The organism is Pseudomonas sp. FG29, from assembly GCF_057809355.1.
Map to the genome: position 1 here is coordinate 187,764 of NZ_JBMDJU010000006.1, position 15,550 is coordinate 203,313.

Annotated in this window: 12 protein-coding genes and 1 pseudogene; 7 read left to right on the top strand and 6 right to left on the bottom strand. The window is 64.5% G+C overall.

The window, feature by feature from the left end:
• Positions 1–8 precede the first annotated feature (8 nt).
• The 4 genes from ACODS1_RS09675 to ACODS1_RS09690 all read left to right on the top strand — a co-directional run bounded on the left by ACODS1_RS09675 (position 9) and on the right by ACODS1_RS09690 (position 3,397).
• Complete coding sequence (locus tag ACODS1_RS09675; protein ID WP_489085477.1) at positions 9–1,037, top strand: heme-dependent oxidative N-demethylase family protein; 1,029 nt, start codon at positions 9–11, stop codon at positions 1,035–1,037.
• A 98-nt stretch (positions 1,038–1,135) separates the two neighbouring features.
• Entirely contained in the window at positions 1,136–2,266 is a 1,131-nt protein-coding gene (locus ACODS1_RS09680; protein WP_489085478.1) for an aminomethyl transferase family protein, read from the top strand.
• 95 nt (positions 2,267–2,361) lie between these two features.
• Positions 2,362–2,700, top strand: a complete 339-nt coding sequence (locus tag ACODS1_RS09685) for a DMT family transporter (protein ID WP_489085479.1) — start codon at positions 2,362–2,364, stop codon at positions 2,698–2,700.
• Positions 2,701–2,710: 10 nt separating this feature from the next.
• Positions 2,711–3,397: a type 1 glutamine amidotransferase gene (locus ACODS1_RS09690; RefSeq protein WP_489085480.1), complete on the top strand. Its 687-nt coding sequence runs from the start codon at positions 2,711–2,713 to the stop codon at positions 3,395–3,397.
• A gap of 37 nt (positions 3,398–3,434) precedes the next feature.
• On the opposite strand, the gene ACODS1_RS09695 is transcribed toward ACODS1_RS09690, so the two are convergent.
• From ACODS1_RS09695 to ACODS1_RS09720, 6 genes and pseudogenes are all read right to left on the bottom strand, one after another.
• Complete coding sequence (locus ACODS1_RS09695; protein ID WP_489085481.1) at positions 3,435–5,090, bottom strand: methyl-accepting chemotaxis protein; 1,656 nt, start codon at positions 5,088–5,090, stop codon at positions 3,435–3,437.
• 482 nt (positions 5,091–5,572) lie between these two features.
• Positions 5,573–5,752 carry a hypothetical protein gene (locus tag ACODS1_RS09700; RefSeq protein WP_037048173.1) on the bottom strand — a complete coding sequence of 60 codons (180 nt, stop codon included), beginning with the start codon at positions 5,750–5,752 and terminating at the stop codon, positions 5,573–5,575.
• 56 nt (positions 5,753–5,808) lie between these two features.
• Positions 5,809–7,179: an ammonium transporter gene (locus tag ACODS1_RS09705; RefSeq protein WP_489085482.1), complete on the bottom strand. Its 1,371-nt coding sequence runs from the start codon at positions 7,177–7,179 to the stop codon at positions 5,809–5,811.
• Positions 7,180–7,440: 261 nt separating this feature from the next.
• A pseudogene (locus ACODS1_RS09710) lies at positions 7,441–8,433 on the bottom strand (methyl-accepting chemotaxis protein); the annotation flags it as partial.
• 208 nt (positions 8,434–8,641) lie between these two features.
• Entirely contained in the window at positions 8,642–10,987 is a 2,346-nt protein-coding gene (locus ACODS1_RS09715) for a trimethylamine N-oxide demethylase (RefSeq protein ID WP_489085483.1), read from the bottom strand.
• A gap of 167 nt (positions 10,988–11,154) precedes the next feature.
• Positions 11,155–12,525, bottom strand: a complete 1,371-nt coding sequence (locus ACODS1_RS09720) for a trimethylamine monooxygenase (protein WP_489085484.1) — start codon at positions 12,523–12,525, stop codon at positions 11,155–11,157.
• 303 nt (positions 12,526–12,828) lie between these two features.
• On the opposite strand from ACODS1_RS09720, the gene ACODS1_RS09725 reads away from it, so the two are divergent.
• The 3 genes from ACODS1_RS09725 to ACODS1_RS09735 are packed head-to-tail and all read left to right on the top strand — an operon-like array spanning position 12,829 to position 15,352.
• Positions 12,829–13,935, top strand: a complete 1,107-nt coding sequence (locus ACODS1_RS09725; protein ID WP_489085485.1) for a sensor histidine kinase — start codon at positions 12,829–12,831, stop codon at positions 13,933–13,935.
• Positions 13,932–14,582, top strand: coding sequence for a response regulator (locus ACODS1_RS09730; protein ID WP_489085486.1), 651 nt, complete (start codon positions 13,932–13,934; stop codon positions 14,580–14,582). The genes ACODS1_RS09725 and ACODS1_RS09730 overlap by 4 nt, the downstream gene beginning before the upstream one ends.
• Complete coding sequence (locus ACODS1_RS09735; RefSeq protein WP_489085487.1) at positions 14,579–15,352, top strand: PAS domain-containing protein; 774 nt, start codon at positions 14,579–14,581, stop codon at positions 15,350–15,352. Before ACODS1_RS09730 ends, ACODS1_RS09735 begins: the two co-directional genes overlap by 4 nt.
• The last annotated feature ends 198 nt before the right edge of the window (positions 15,353–15,550 follow it).

Consider the following 15,550-nt stretch of genomic DNA (forward strand, 5'->3'; position numbering starts at 1 on the left):
AATCCGCCATGCCCGTCGTGATGAAACCGCTGGAAACCTACCGGGACGATTTCACCTTCAGCAACAGCCCGCAGGCCATCGCCCGTTTTCCCTTCCCGTTTCCCGAGGACAGCTACATGTACTCGGTCAACATCGAGCCCGCCACGCCGCGCGAGCCAGGCTCGGTGTTCGAGCACTGGTTCGACATCGACGAGCACTATGTCTCGGAGATGGCCGAGCGTGCCTGCGTATTGGAGAAGGATCCGCAGCGTTGCCTGGTGATGCCGCACATGGCCCAGGCCGCCTGGGACACCCTGGAAATGCTGATGGAGCATCTGAGCACCGACTATCCCGAGCACTTCGAACTGCAGCGCGAGGGCGACCAGTGGCTGTGGATCAACCGCCCGCTGGGCATCGAGCAGCGCTTCACCTTCGGCGATGCCAGCACGCTGCCGTTCGAGCCGCTGGAGTACATCACGCGCCAGGCGCAGGGCGACTTCGCCGTGCTCGATCAGCGCGACGGCGACCTGTTCATGGACGCCGGCATGGTCACCTGCCCCGCGGACTGGTCGATCAAGTTCGACGCCGGCATGAGCTTCAAGCAGTGGCATGCGCCGGTGCCGGGCGTGGCTCATCAGCTCGGTGTGTTCGACCGCGCGCTGAAGTACCTGCTGAACATCCAGGTCGGCCATCCGGTGCGCCGCCTGAACTGGACCATGACCATCAACCCGCGCATGGACACCTCCTCGGAGACCTTCCACGAATGGGGCCATGAGCGAGGCCTGGTGACGCCGGAGAATGTTGCACGCCTGGTGCACCTGCGCGTCGAGCTGCAGTTCATGCCGCGCCTGCCACGCAGCAATGCGCTGCTGTTCGGCATCCGCACCTACCTGATCAGCCTTGAGGAACTGGCCACCAACCCGGCCTGGGCCTGCCGCCTGCACCGCGTATTGCGCGATCTGCCGGACGAGATCGCCGACTACAAGGGCCTGACCCGCTACCGCCAGACCGTGGTGGATTGGCTGCGCCAGTTCGACCCGCAGGCCAAGGCTGCCTGACCGCCGCCGAGATCCCGCTCCCCCGCACAAGTGGGAGAGGGGAGACAGACCCCAGCCTGCGTGCGCAGGCTCAACGACGAACAACAGGAGAAACTGACATGGCCAATTCCTGGCGTATTTCCGCCCTTGCCGAGCGTCACCGGGCACTGGGTTCCAAGCTCGAAGACTGGAGCGGCATGGGCACCGCTTGGACCTATGCCAGCGATCTGGCCGACGAACACGAGGCGATCCGCACCCGTGCCGGGCTGATGGACGTGTCCGGGCTGAAGAAGGTGCACTACGTCGGCCCGCATGCCGAAAGCCTGCTGGAGTACGCCACCAGCCGCGACATTTCCAAGGTCTATCCGGGCAAGAGCGTCTACGCCACCATGCTCAATGAGGCCGGCAAGTTCGTCGACGACTGTGTGATCTACCGCACCGGCCCCAACGCCTTCATGGTGGTGCACGGTTCCGGCAATGGCCACGAGATGCTGGTGCGTTCGGCCCAGGGCCGCCAGGTGGCGGTGCTGTTTGACGACGATCTGCACGACCTGTCGCTGCAAGGCCCGCTGGCGGTGGACTTTCTCGCCGAGCATGTGCCGGGCATTCGTGAGCTGCCGTACTTCCACCACATGCAGACCAAGCTGTTCGACCGCCCGGTGATGATCTCGCGCACCGGCTACACCGGCGAACGCGGCTACGAGATCTTCTGCAAGGCCGCCGACGCGCCAGCGATCTGGGACGGCATCCTGGAGAAGGGCAAGGGCCTGGGCATCATCCCCTGCGCCTTCACCGCGCTCGACTGGCTGCGGGTGGAGAGCTACCTGCTGTTCTTCCCCTACGACAACTCCGAGATGTACCCCTTCGCCGACCAGCCGGCTGGCGACACCCTTTGGGAGCTGGGCCTGGACTTCACCGTGTCGCCGACCAAGGGCGATTTCCGTGGCGCCACCGAGCATCGTCGTCTGCAGGGCAAGGAGCGTTTCAAGATCTTCGGTGTGCTGCTCGACGGCGACAAGGCGGCCGAGGCTGGCGACACCCTGTGGGCCGACGGCAAGCAGGTGGGCGTAATCACCTGCGCCATGTATTCGCGGCTGTCCGGCAAGTCCATGGCCATCGCGCGCATGGAGGTGCCTTATGCCGAGCAGGGCGCGGCGCTGGAGGTCAAAGGCAGCCTGGCGGTGAAGGCCATCGCCCATACCCTGCCGTTCGATGATCCGGAGAAGAAGAAACGTACCGCCAAGGGCTGAGTGTCAGATCCCGCGACCGGGAGTCGTCGCGGGCAAGGAGTTCCTGGGGCAAGGGAACAGGGCCATAAGGATGTGGCCCGATTTAGGAGGGCCTCATGGTCTGGTTGAACGGTTGGGGGTTTCTGCTGCTGGCCGGCATCTGCGAGGTGTTCTATGCCTCGATCATTCCGCGTACCGATGGTTTCACCCGGCTTTGGCCGAGCCTGTACTGCGGTTTCTTTCTTCTGCTGAGCATCTACCTGCTGAGCCTGTCGGTGCGCGTGCTGCCGCTCGGCGTGGCGTACGCCGTATGGGTCGGCATCGGCACCCTCGGCACGGTGGCCTACGGCGCGCTGTTTCTCGGCGAAAGCCTGAACCTGCTGCGCAGCCTGTGCCTGGTGATGATCGTCGCCGGCATCGTCGGCCTGAAACTGGCCAGTCACGAGACGGCTTAGGGGAACGAATATGTGTGTACAGATACTGCAGCACGTGCCCTTCGAGGATGTCGGCAGCATGGCCGACTGGTTTCAGGCGCGGGGCGCCGACTTGCACTACACCCGCTTTTTCGAGGCGGATGCGCACTTGCCGGAGGTCGATGGCTGCGACCTGATCGTCGCCATGGGCGGGCCGATGAGCGTCAACGACGAGGCCGAGCTGCCCTGGTTGATCGAGGAGAAGGCCTTTCTGCGCCAGGCCATCGAGGCCGGCGTGCCGGTGCTCGGCATCTGCCTGGGGGCGCAGTTGATCGCCAGTGCATTGGGGGCTCGCGTGCAGCCCAATACGGAGGCGGAGATCGGTTGGTTCCCGGTGTGGCGCGCCGAATCTGTCGGCGATGACTGCTTCGTCTTTCCCGACCGTATCGAGCTGCTGCATTGGCATGGCGAAACCTTCGCTCTGCCCGAGGGCGCCAGGCTGCTGGCTTCCAGCGAGGTGTGCCGGCATCAGGCGTTCCAGGTCGGGCGACGGGTGATCGGCCTGCAATGCCACCCGGAGATGACGCCCGCCATCGTCGCCGACCTGCTGGACGAATGCGCTGGTGAACTCAGGCCTGGGCCTTGGGTACAGACGCCCGAACAACTGGCGGCAGAACCGCGTCGCTATCTACCGGGTAACGTGCTGATGGCGCGGCTGCTGGGCTACCTGCTGGGTTGAACGCTGCGCGACCCGATGAGCCGCGCAGCAGCAGCGGTCAGAGACGGAAGTGGGCGATGTTTCCGCGCAGTGCCTCACTGGTGCGTGCCAGGCTCTCGCTCTCCTGCTGCGCATGCTGGAAGGCGTCGGCTGATTGCTCCGTGCTGTCGCGTACCGAAACGATGCCACGGCTGATCTCTTCTGCCACTGCGCTCTGTTGCTCGGCTGCCGTGGCGATCTGCTGGTTCATGCCGTTGATGCGTTCGATCATGGCGACGATCCGCGCCACCGCTTCGCCCGCTTCCGATACGCCGGAAACCGACTGCGAGCTGGAACTCTGACAGCGCTCCATGTAACGCGCGGTTTCGTCGGCGATCTTCTGCAGGCTGGCGATCAGGCCCTCGATCTCGGTGGTGGCCTCCTGGGTACGTCGTGCCAGGCTGCGTACTTCGTCGGCGACCACGGCAAAGCCACGGCCGGCCTCGCCGGCACGGGCCGCCTCGATGGCGGCATTGAGCGCCAGCAGGTTGGTCTGATCGGCCACCGACTTGATCACGTCGAGCACGCTGCCGATGTTGCTGCTTTCGGTCTTGAGACGGCCCATGGCTTCGCTGGAGTTGTCGATCACCTGTGCCAGTTCGCTGATCAGGCTCACGGCATGGCCGGCTTTCTGCTGGCTTTGCGCTGCAGCCTGGTCGGCCTCGCTGGCGGCCTGCGCAGCGGATTCGGCGTTGCGTGCCACGTCCTGTACGGTGGCCGCCATTTCGTGCACGGCGGTGACGATCTGTTCCACTTCGCGCTGCGCCTGAGCCACGCTCTCGGCGTTGCGCAGGCTCGATTCGCTCAGTTCCTGGCTGGAGTGGGCGACGGTACGTGACGAGGCGTCGATGCCCTGGGTGACCTGACGCAGGTTCTGCTGCATGCGCTGCAGTGCGGCGAGCACGCTGTTCTCGGCGGTGTTTACGGCGGATTCCATCGTGCGCAGATCACCTTCTGCGACACGCTGGGCGATACGGTTGAGGTCGCTCGGCTCGGCCCCCAGAGCGCTGAGCAGGTAGCGGCTGATCCAGTTGCCGAGAACGATGGCCACGAGCAGGGCGATACCACCGATCACCAGCAGTGCCAGGCGCTGGTTGGCGTATTCGGCTTCTTCTTCTGTAACACGGTTCTGCGCGATCTGGATGGAGTAGCTGAGGTAGGCGTCGATCGCCTGGGTGAGCTCTTCCAGCAGCGGCGTGCATTGTTCAGCGACCATCTTCAGGGCGACGTCGTCCTCGCCCTTGAACAGGTGGTCGGCGATGGTGCGTGCAACGGGCGCGTAACGGGTCTCGACCTGCTCGACGCGGCTGACCAGTGCCTTGGCCTGTGGCGAAACACCCTTGTGCGTGTCGATGGCCTTGCGCAGCTCGGCGAGGCTGTCGCCGACCGCCTTGTCATAGCCCTCGATGGCCGCTCGGCGTTGCGCACGTACTGCCATATCCGGCGTCAGGGCCAGATTACGCAGGGCGATGGCGCGATCCTTGGCGGCATCGTTCATCTGGTTGGCCAGACGGGTTCGGTATTCGATCCCGTTGATGTAGCCGGTGAAGTCGTCGTTGACGTCCGCCAGGCTGACCAGCGAGACGATGGTGATCAGCAGCATCAGCGCGAGGATGATCGCGTAGCTGGCGTAGATCAGGGTGCGGGTAGAGAAGCGGGCTGTCTGGGAGGACATAAGGCACCTTCGGCAAACATGTGGACACAGGGCGTGGGCTCTTCGGGTGGACGCACACCGCTGCGCTGGGCGTAGGGGGCCGCATCCTGCGTCGTCCGCTAAAGGTATTGCCGGTTTCCATGGAAAGAATCCATGGGCGTGGGGAGGGAAGTTGAGTGACCAAGCTGGCCACCACCGGCATCGACCGACTAATGGGTGATGGCATGATGATAGTCACATTCCAGGGGGAATTGCATAGTCCCTCGCTTATGTCTGCCGATGACTGGCATACCAAAACGCTGAACTTGCACTGGCCGAGCAGTGCCTCTCATGGTTTTGCGTTATTGCGCGCCACTCTTTAGCGCAGGGTTCTAGTGGTTTCCGGCCCTGGCGCCGGGCTCAGGCATGCTGCGCAAGACGTTGCGCGGTGGCGGGAGCAGGCTCGCTCAGTCCGGGCGGCAGGAGGGTAAGGGAGCCGGCGGCGAGCGCCGCCGGCGGCGGTTTCACTTGAGCTTGGGCAGTTTTTCGTCCGGCAGGGCGTAGCTGTGTTTCTCGTGGATCATGGTGGCGATCAGCGCATAGAGGCTGACGCCTGCTACCAGCAGGCTGATGAAGACCAGGATTGCCGGCTTGTCAGCGAAGGTGAATACGGCGCTGGCGCCTTCGTAGGTGGTGATGCTCATGCTGTGTTCCTCACGATGGAGCTGGCCGCGTGTGCGGCCAGGCTGCAAAAGGTAAGTCAGGCGGATTTCGCTGCGGTGGTCGCCAGCGGTGCCGGCTCACCGCCGCCGACGCTGGTGCTCGAGCCGTACATCGACGTCCATTCCGGATAGGCCTGGGCCGGTACTTCGGTCAGATCCAGGCCGCGCTCTTCGGCGTGGGCCGGTACGCGCAACAGGTCGGCTTTCTTCAGGGCGTAGGAGATCAGGTAGCCCGGGATGAAGCCCAGCGCCGCCATGACCACGGCGCCGCCCAGTTGGCCGAAGAAGCTGATTTCCGGCATGCCGTTCACGTTGGGGTAACCGGCCAGGAAGATGCCGCTGATGACGATGCCGGCGAAGCCACCGAAACCATGCACGGCGAAGGCGCCGACGGCATCGTCGAGGCGGAACTTGAGCAGCAGGTTGTTGACCAGCGGTGCGGTGGCCGATACGCCCATGCCGATCAGGTAGGCCAGGCCGGGGTGGTAGAGATCCAGACCCGGTGCCACCGAGATGATCCCGACCAGGCCACCGGACATCATCCAGAACGGCTCACGGGTGGTCAGGTAGGCGCCGATCAGGCCGCCAGCGAAGCCCATCAGGGTGTTGAAGGCAAAGGCCGAGAGGTTGGTCGGCGCGCCGTAGATGTTGATCCACTGCGCACCGGAGTTGTAGATGATGCAGCCGCCGAGGAAGCCGAAGAAGCCGACGATGATCAGCATCAGGCCGACCACGCTCATCGGCATGCTGTGGCCGACGATGGCGTTGGCGCTGCCGTCGGCATTGAAGCGGCCGATACGCGCGCCAAGGTTGATCACCACGGCCAGGGTGAAGAAGCCGGCGATCATGTGCACGCAGCCGGCCGCGCCGACGTCATGGAAGCCCCATTTGACGGTGAGCCAGCCTTCCGGGTGCCAGCCCCAGGACGCTGCCACCAGCCAGAGGAAGCCGCCGAGGAAGATGGTCATGATGATGAAGGCGCTCATCCGCGTGCGTTCGATCAGCGCACCGGAGAGGATCGAGCCGGTGGTGGCGGCGAACATGGCGAAGGCGGCCCAGAAGATGCCGGTAGCGTTATCGCTGATGTTCGGCCCCATGGATTGGCTCCAGGGCATGCCGGCCATGATGGCGTCCATGCGCGGCACGATGCCGTCCGGGAAGCCGTTGTAGACCGCCCAGCCGAGCAGGAACACGCTGGGTACGATGAAGCCGAAGGCGAGGATGTTCTTCACCCCGGCGGCCAGCGCGTTCTTCAGTCGCGAAGCGCCGATCTCGTATGACAGGAAGCCCACATGAATGCAGATCATCAGGGCGATACACCACCAGTAGAATATTTCCATATTCAGGGTGTTGGTCATCTCTATCAGAGCCTGTAGCTCCTCCAGAGTGGGTGTCTTCTGCTCTTCCATCTATCAATCCTCGATGCTGTTCTTGGAATGTCTGTCGGTCATGGCAGTGGAGTTGAAGGTCTGCGCCGCTTGGGCCCTAGCTTTATCTGTAGTTATAAAAAGTTCGCAATATGAATAGGCAATCCCTATGCCAGAAGTGGCTTTCTCGGCGCATGCCGGGGTCTGCGGCTGCGCGGAAAGCATTGGTTAAAAAATGCCCCGTTTGTGTTCATCGAGCCGCTATCACGCCTGAAAATGGGTCGCAGTTCAGGTGTTCTTCTGCAACATGCCCTGGATCTGCTGCACCGATTCCTGGGTGCGCCTGGCCAGGTTGCGCACCTCGTCGGCGACCACCGCGAAACCCCGCCCCTGTTCCCCGGCGCGGGCGGCTTCGATGGCTGCATTGAGAGCCAGCAGGTTGGTTTGCTCGGCGATGCCCTTGATCACCCCGGCGACCTGGGCGATCTGCCCGTAGGTGGCCTGGATGCTCGCCTGCTCACGCTCCTGCAGGCTGGCGGCGGCTTTTTCGTCGCTGATCTCGCGTACCGCACCGGTGACGTAAAGCAGCTTGCCCTGGGCATCGCGCAGGCAGCGGCCGCGTTCGCGGTACCAGACCTCACCACGAGTCTTGTGGCGCATGCGGTACTCCACGGCGTAGAAACCGTCGCCGCTTTTATCCACCATCGAGGCGTTGAAGGCCTGCATCACGGCTTTGAGATCGTCCGCGTTGACCACCTGGAAGTAGCTGTCCCAGCCGTCGGGAAACTCGGCCTGGCTGTAGCCGATCAGTTCGCGGAACTGCTCGGACCAGCGAATCAGGTTCTGTGGGTGATCGGGGTCGCCATTCACCACGTTCATCGCCCAACTGCCCTCGGTCAGGGTGCGCTTGGTCAGCTCCCAGACCTGGCGTTCTTCCTCCCAGTGCGCGCGCTCGGCGGCGACATCCTGGTTCTGCGCCTGGCTGGCGCGCAGCTCATCTTCGAGCAGGGCGCATTGCTGCTCGGCCTGCGCCAGGCGCTGTTGCAGGGCCGCATACTCGGCTGCGCTGCAGGGCGGTGGCGGCAGTTGTTCGCTGTGCTGGCGAATGCGCTGCAGCTCCTCCCAGTCGCGCTGCAGACGCTGCAGGCTGCCGAGCAACTGCGGCTGTTGCTGCAGCAGCGGGCGCTCGCTGGCGGGTGAGCGGTGGCTGAGCAGGTGTTCGAGCCACTGGTTGAGTTCGCTGGCCAGGTTTCGAGTCGTATTGCTGAACCACATCGGCCGATCCTCCTTGGACATTTTCGAAAGCACGCAGTGCTTGCCTAGGCTTTGTACGAAAAGTGCCTGCGCATCGGTGATGCTTCGTTAAAAACGGGTTCGGAATGCTCATTTACAGCTCGTAAACTCCGCTTCCTCACCCGTTTTTGCCTCGCCTGACCTTCGCTCGACGACTTTTCGTGCAAACCCTAGCAATTAGCTGTCCAAGATCGTCGTTTGCCGTTACGCCTCACGCGCGCACCCTGCTCTTGTCCGGGTCATAGGCCACGGTGCCGGCGGCGACCGTGGCACCGATGCGTTTCTGCTGGCCGTCGAGCTTGCCGATTTCCACGCGGGTGCCGGGCGCGCAGTAGTCCACCGCCAAACGGCACAGGGCGATGTTCTTGCCCAGCACGGGGGAGCGCATGGCACTGGTGATCACCCCAACCTGAGCGCGGCCGACGTGTACGCAGTCGCCGTGGGCGGCCGGCTCGTTGCCGTCCAGTTCCAGACCGACCAACTGCTGCATCGGGTGTTCCTTGCGCCGCAGCAGGGCGTTGCGGCCGATGAAGTCGTCCTGCTTGCCCTTCAGTGGTACACAGAAACCGATGCCGGCCTCGAACGGATCGGTCTGGTCGCTGAACTCGTAGCCGGCGAAGATCAGCCCGGCCTCAATGCGCAACATGTCCAGCGCATGCAGGCCGAGCGGCGCCAGGCCCAGCGGTTCGCCCAGTTGCCAGAGGCGCTGCCAGACCTGCATCGCATCGCTCGGGTGGCACCAGATTTCGTAGCCCAGCTCGCCGGTATAGCCGGTGCGCGAGACCATCAGCGGCGCACCGTCGTAGTCGTCGAGGCGACCGATGAGAAAGCGGAACCAGCCCAGCTCCTCCAGCTTCGGCTGGGTGCCCGGCGTCCAGATCATCTGCTTGAGCAGTTCGCGCGATAGCGGGCCCTGCACGGCGATATTGTGGATCTGCTCGGAGGCGGACTTGACCCACACCTTCATGCCCAATTTCTCGGCCTGTTGGCGCAGCCAGTCGCCCACGAAGTCCTCGCCGCCAATCCAGCGGAAGGCATCCGGCCCCAGGCGTAGCAGCGTGCCGTCGTCGAGCATGCCGCCGTGCTCATAGCACATGGCGCTGTACACCACCTGGCCGACCGCCAGCTTGCGCACATCGCGGGTCAGGCAGTGGTTGAGCAGGGCTTCGGCGTCGGGGCCGAGCACCTCGAACTTGCGCAGGGCGGACAGATCCATCACCGCCACCTTCTCGCGGCAGGCGTGGTACTCGGCCAGCGTGCCGTAGCCGTCGAACTGGGTGGGCGTCCACCAGCCGCGATAATCGACGAACTGGCGGGTGAGGGCGGATGTACCGGGGTGAAAGCCGCTTTCGCGGGTCAGCACCGGGTCGGCGTCGGGCGTCTTGCGGTTGGCCATGGCGATACTGAAGCGCTCCTTGTCGGCATACACGCGGATATGGATGTCGGTCGGCTGCCAGCCGTTGGCCGGGTCGATGTCATCCGGGCAGGAACTGCTGGCGCACACCAGTTCGCGCTGGGCGCGCAGCAGCACGTAGTCGCCGGGGCGCGACCAGGGCTCGTCCAGCGTCAGTTGCTGATGGGCATCGACCGCGGTGTTGAAGAAGAAGTTGATCGCCGGCCAGCCGCGACGGCCCTGCACGCCATGGCTGTGAAGGGCGCGGCTGATGTTGTCGCTGCAGTTGGCGTGGCCGAAGTAGCCCTGTGCTTCGTAGTAGCGCGCGGTGCAGGCCAGGGCGAAGGTGTCGTGACGGCCGACGGTGTCGCGTACCACCTCCAGCATCGGTTGCAGGTCGCGGTCGAAGAAGCGGCTGAACAGACCGGGATCGGGGTAGGCGCTGCCGTTCAGGGTGCGGGTGACGGTGGGGTCAAGGTCGATCTCGCGGCCGGCATCGAGGCCACGGCGGTCGAAGGCGACGAAGTCCGAGCACTGCCGACCGGCGACGTCGATCACCTGGATGTACTGACCAGGCGCGACGACATAGTCGCGCGCCGTGCCGGGGGTGATGGTGAATTCGTCGAGCACTTCGCCGAGCGGTGCTGGCAGGGTGGGAATCAGCAGACTCGATGGATTGGCGCGCTGGATGATCAGGCGCAGTTCGCTGGCGCGCTGCTGGCTGTCCACCGCTGTCTGTCCGCCGGGGGCGGCAACGACCACCAGCAAGGCGGCGTTGGCCTGCAGCTTCAACCGATGGCCGGCGGGCGTGCCGTCTGGCCATAAGCGTGCGGCCGTGGGCAGGTGGCGGCAGTCGATGTGGCGTTTGAGCAGACCACTGGCGACGTGCTGTGATTCGCGGCTGCCATCGCTGAGCAGACGGCCGATGAAGTCGGCGCCGGGGCTGGACAACAGGCCGAGGGCGGCGAGTGCCTCGCGGCCCTCCATATCGAAGGCCAACAGCTCGGCGCGCTGGTCGCCTTCGAGATCGATCACTTCGATCCGGTCATCTGGTTCCAGGGCGATCACCGTCAGGCCGCCGGGGGCGACGCGATGGCGCTCCAGGCCGGGAGCGCGGGCGAACAGCGCCGGCTCGTGTGGTCGGGAAATCACGGGCATCTGCATGCAAGGCACCTGGGTTCTATATTGTGTGCGCACGGCGCACCCTGGGGAACGTGGCTGGTGATTGTTCTGTAGCGCCCGACTCTTACGGGGCGAGGCGTCAGTGGTGGGCTGAAGCCCACCCTACGGCGCGTGTCGGGCGCTGCTGCTCACCAGAGCTTGGGCGGGATTCAACCCACGGCCTTGATGGCCGCTTGCGGCGCATCGGCCAGGTAGGCTGCGAGCGAGTCGTCCAGCGCCTCCAGCCAGGGCGTGTGGTGCGGTGTGGCCAGAGTGCCGGTCATCAGCGAGCGGTGGCACTTGTTGCGGTAGCCCATGATGTCCTCGTACTTGTCGTGCTTCCAGTCGAGGAAGGTCTGGTTCACCGCGGCGATGTCGAAGCTCGGGTAGTCGGTGGCGTCGATCAGGGTCTGGATGTACTTGCCCTGGAATTCGAACATTTCCTGGGCGTTCTTCAGGGTCAGCTCTTCCTCGCGCCAGGCCAGATTCTCGGCGTGCATGGCGGCCTGGTCGGGCAGGGCGATGCGCCCGAGGATCACGTCGCGGGCGTACCAGGCCTGGGCGTCGAACATATTGAAGCTGTACCACTGATCCTGCATGCCGAGGTAGATCAGCTTGGGGTTGCTCTCCCAGAGCACGCCCTTGTACAGGTTCAGCGGCCACAGGCGGTTGTCGGTCTTCAGGCGCAGGTTCTCGGCCAGGAAGGGGAAGTGGTGCTTGTAGCCGGTGCACAGGACGATGGCATCGATGTGCTTGCTGGTGCCGTCGGCGAAGAACGCGGTGCTGCCTTTGACGTGGCTCAGCAGCGGTTTCTCCTCCCAGTTCTCCGGCCACTTGTAGCCCATCGGTGCGCTGCGGTAGCAACTGGTGATCGAGCGCGCGCCGTACTTGTAGCACTGCGAGCCGATGTCCTCGGCCGAGTAGCTGGAACCGACGATGAGCACGTCCTTGCCCTTGAATTCCAGCGCATCGCGGAAGTCATGGGCATGCAGCACGCGGCCGGCGAAGCTCTCGAAACCCTCGAAGTAGGGCACGTTGGGCGTGGAGAAGTGGCCGCTGGCGACCACCACGTAGTCGAAGCGTTCTGTGCGGGTGAGGTCGTGGTCGTAGCTGTGCACGGTGACGTCGAACTGGCCGCTGGCTTCGTCGAAGACCACTCCGCGCACAGCGGTGTTGAACTGGATGTACTTGCGCACGCCGGCCTTCTCGACGCGGCCCTTGATGTAGTCCCACAGCACTTCGCGCGGCGGGTAGGAGCCCATCGGCCGGCCGAAGTGCTCGTCGAAGGTGTAGTCGGCGAACTCCAGGCATTCCTTCGGCCCGTTCGACCACAGGTAGCGGTACATGCTGCCGTGCACCGGCTCGCCGTGTTCATCGAGGCCGGTGCGCCAGGTGTAGTTCCACATGCCGCCCCAGTCGCTCTGTTTTTCGAAGCAGACCAGCTCGGGGATTTCCGCGCCTTTGGCAGCGGCGGATTGGAAGGCTCGGAGCTGGGCCAGGCCGCAGGGGCCGGCGCCGATGATGGCGATGCGAGTGGTCATGGAAGCTCTCCTGTACGGATCGTTCTAGTGATTTTCAGGAATTTAAATTTCCTTGTGAGAATTACCTTACGGGCTTCACGCCCCGCCGCAATTCGCTCGTTGGGGATACCTCCTTGGAGGTAGTCGATGGTGTTGTGCTGCCCTGATCAGAGGCGCGGCGGCGTCGGATTGGTGCGGGAGCAGATCGATGAATAAATTCCTTTAAGGAATTTTTCTTTCTTTTCAGTGGGGTCTTTGTCCATGCGGTGCGGGGCATGAAACTTGCTGAAGCCTGCTGCAAATTCCCGCTCGAACGGAGGCTGGATGTTCCAGGCGCTGCTGCGTTCCCTGCTCCCCGTGCACCCGACCCGGTCGGTCGAGGCGGCATTGCCTGCCTATCGCCAGGCGCTGCTGGAGCTGCCGTTACGTGCCCTGCAGCAGGGCGGCATCGAGACGCCCCTGCGCGCCTTGCTGCCATTGCTGGAGGACGCCCTGCAGGCCGCACAGGTCAGCCTGCTGCTACCGCAGGCGGGAGCGCCGGGCTGGCGTCTGTTGGGTGAGCCGCTGCCTTGCAGCGACGGCGCCCATGATCTGGCGGGCGTGTCGCCAGGGTCGCTGCAGCTGTGCGGGCGCTGCCTGGCGCAGGGACGCTTTCTCGCCCTATGCGGTTTGCATGGTGAGCAGGAGCGCGTCGCTTTTTTACAGGTGGCTTTCGCCCGGCGCCCTGATGCCCGCCAGCGCGAATGCCTGCGCCTGATCGGCCGGCAACTGGCCGAGGTGCTGCTGGCCTTCGCCGAGGCACGGCGGCTGCGGCGCAGCGAGCTGAGCGCCGAGCGCGGCATGCTGGCGCGCGAACTGCACGATTCTGTGGCGCAGCAGCTCGGCTACCTGCAGATTCGCAGCAGCCGATTGCAACAGGTGCTGGCTGATCCGCAGCAACGCGAACAGGCCGATGCCATGGTTCACGACCTGCGCGACACCCTGCGCACCTTGCAACGCCAGGTACGCGAACTGATCAGCAGTGCACGCCTGACCATGGATGGCCGCACCCTGCGCCAGGCCCTGGAGGCTTCGGTGGCAGAGTTCGCCCGCAGCAGCAGTTGCGTGTTCAGCCTGGACAACCGCCTGCCCGGCCACTGTCTGCCGGCCGAGAGCGAACTGCAGGTGCTGCAGATCGTGCGTGAGGCGCTGGCCAACGTGGTGCGCCACTCCCATGCCCGGCAGGTGTGGATTCGCCTGTGGCCCAGCGCAGGCGGCGGCGCGGTGGAGGTGTGCGACGACGGTGTCGGTCTGCCGCAGCACCTGCCATCGTCCGGGCATTTCGGTCTGCACATCATGCGCGAGCGTGCCGCCGCCATTGGCGCCGAGTTGCGTATCGAGGCGGCCTCGACCGGCGGTACGCGCGTGCTGTTGCGCTGGGGGGCGGCATGAGCGCGCCTTTCGACCTGCTGCTGATCGACGACCACCCCATGTTGCGCCGTGGCCTGGCCGAACTGTTCGAGAGCAGCGGCGAATTTCGCGTGGTCGGCAGCGTATCCACTGGCCGTGAGGGCATCGCCCTGGCACGTGAGCTGAACCCGGCGTTGATCCTGCTCGACCTGCACATGCCGGGGCAGGGCGGCCTGGACACCCTGGAGTGCCTCAAGCGTGACCAGCCAGAAATCAGCATCATGGTGCTCAGCGCCTCGGCGGCACGCGAGGATGTGCTGCCGGCCTTGCGGGCAGGGGCCGATGGCTACCTGCTCAAGGACAGCGAACCGGAGGAACTGCTGGCGGCGGTCAGCGCCTGTGCCCATGGCCAGAGCCGGCTCGACCCAGCCCTCTCGCGGCTGCTTGCCAGCAGCCTGGGCGAACGCGACAGCACCACGGCAGCGGCGCGTATCGAACTTACCGAGCGTGAGCGGCAGACCCTGGCGCTGATCGCCGAGGGTTTCAGCAACAAGCTGATCGGCCGCCAGCTCGGCATCAGCGATGGAACGGTGAAGGTCTACGTCAAACATCTGCTGAGCAAGCTCAACCTGCGTTCACGGCTGGAGCTGGCGGCCTGGGCGCATCGTCATTCGGGGGAGGCGTCATGAAGGTTCTGCTGCGCTGGTTGGCGGGTTGGCTACCCTGGCCGGGCGCCGACGAGTTACCCCTGGCGCTGATCCAGCTCGATGGGGCAGGGCGCCTGTGCCGGGTCAATCGCAGTTGGCAGGGCTTCAGCGGTTACCGCGCCAGTGAGTGCCTGGGGCTTGAGCACGAGGCCTTTCTGCATCCGGAGGATCACGTCGCCTGGCAACTGGCTTTGCATGGGCTGACCCCGGCACAACCGGTATGGAGCGGGTGTCTGCGCTACACCATGCGGACAGGCGAACTGCGCTGGGCCGATGTCCGGGTGCGATATGCCGGGACGGCTTACCTGCTCACCCTGGCTGACGTGAGTGCGCAGATGCCGCAGCGTGAGCAACTGCTGGCGCGCCATCGCAGCCTGAGCAACCTGCTCGACGGCCTGCCGGCCATGGTCTATCGCTGCCGCAACAATCGCCATTGGAGCATGGAATACGTCAGCGCCGGCTGTCTGGAGTTGACCGGCTACCCGGCCGAGCGACTGATCGACAGCCAGGAGCTGACCTACAACGGGCTGATTCACCCGCACGACCGCGAGCGGGTCTGGCGCGGCGTGCAGGAAGGTCTGCGGGCACGGCGGCCGTTCGTGCTGGAGTACCGTCTGTTGTGCGCAGATGGGCGGGAGAAGTGGGTCAGTGAGCGGGGTTGTGGGGTGTATTCGGATTTGGGGGAGGTGCTTGGGTTGGAGGGCGTGGTGATGGAGCGTGGGGTGGAGGTGGTGAGGCAGATGGTGGTTTAGTGGATGGAGCTTCGGACTGGCAAGTTTGTGTGTTGGTTGTTCTGTTTGTTCGTTCCGAATTGCCGCGTTTTTGCGGATGTTTTTGGTTTCGCCCTCCCGGGCGAGTAACTTTTGCCCCGGATGGCCGGCCCGACAAAAGTCATCAAAACCCTCCGCCCGTTCATCCGGCCCTGGCTTCGCCAGGGTTCGCTCACTCCA

Coding starts and splice junctions, on each gene's coding strand:
- ACODS1_RS09675 (WP_489085477.1), top strand. CDS start 9: ATGCCCGTCGTGATGAAACCGCTGGAAACCTACCGGGACGATTTCACC.
- ACODS1_RS09680 (WP_489085478.1), top strand. CDS start 1,136: ATGGCCAATTCCTGGCGTATTTCCGCCCTTGCCGAGCGTCACCGGGCA.
- ACODS1_RS09685 (WP_489085479.1), top strand. CDS start 2,362: ATGGTCTGGTTGAACGGTTGGGGGTTTCTGCTGCTGGCCGGCATCTGC.
- ACODS1_RS09690 (WP_489085480.1), top strand. CDS start 2,711: ATGTGTGTACAGATACTGCAGCACGTGCCCTTCGAGGATGTCGGCAGC.
- ACODS1_RS09695 (WP_489085481.1), bottom strand. CDS start 5,090: ATGTCCTCCCAGACAGCCCGCTTCTCTACCCGCACCCTGATCTACGCC.
- ACODS1_RS09700 (WP_037048173.1), bottom strand. CDS start 5,752: ATGAGCATCACCACCTACGAAGGCGCCAGCGCCGTATTCACCTTCGCT.
- ACODS1_RS09705 (WP_489085482.1), bottom strand. CDS start 7,179: ATGGAAGAGCAGAAGACACCCACTCTGGAGGAGCTACAGGCTCTGATA.
- ACODS1_RS09715 (WP_489085483.1), bottom strand. CDS start 10,987: ATGCAGATGCCCGTGATTTCCCGACCACACGAGCCGGCGCTGTTCGCC.
- ACODS1_RS09720 (WP_489085484.1), bottom strand. CDS start 12,525: ATGACCACTCGCATCGCCATCATCGGCGCCGGCCCCTGCGGCCTGGCC.
- ACODS1_RS09725 (WP_489085485.1), top strand. CDS start 12,829: ATGTTCCAGGCGCTGCTGCGTTCCCTGCTCCCCGTGCACCCGACCCGG.
- ACODS1_RS09730 (WP_489085486.1), top strand. CDS start 13,932: ATGAGCGCGCCTTTCGACCTGCTGCTGATCGACGACCACCCCATGTTG.
- ACODS1_RS09735 (WP_489085487.1), top strand. CDS start 14,579: ATGAAGGTTCTGCTGCGCTGGTTGGCGGGTTGGCTACCCTGGCCGGGC.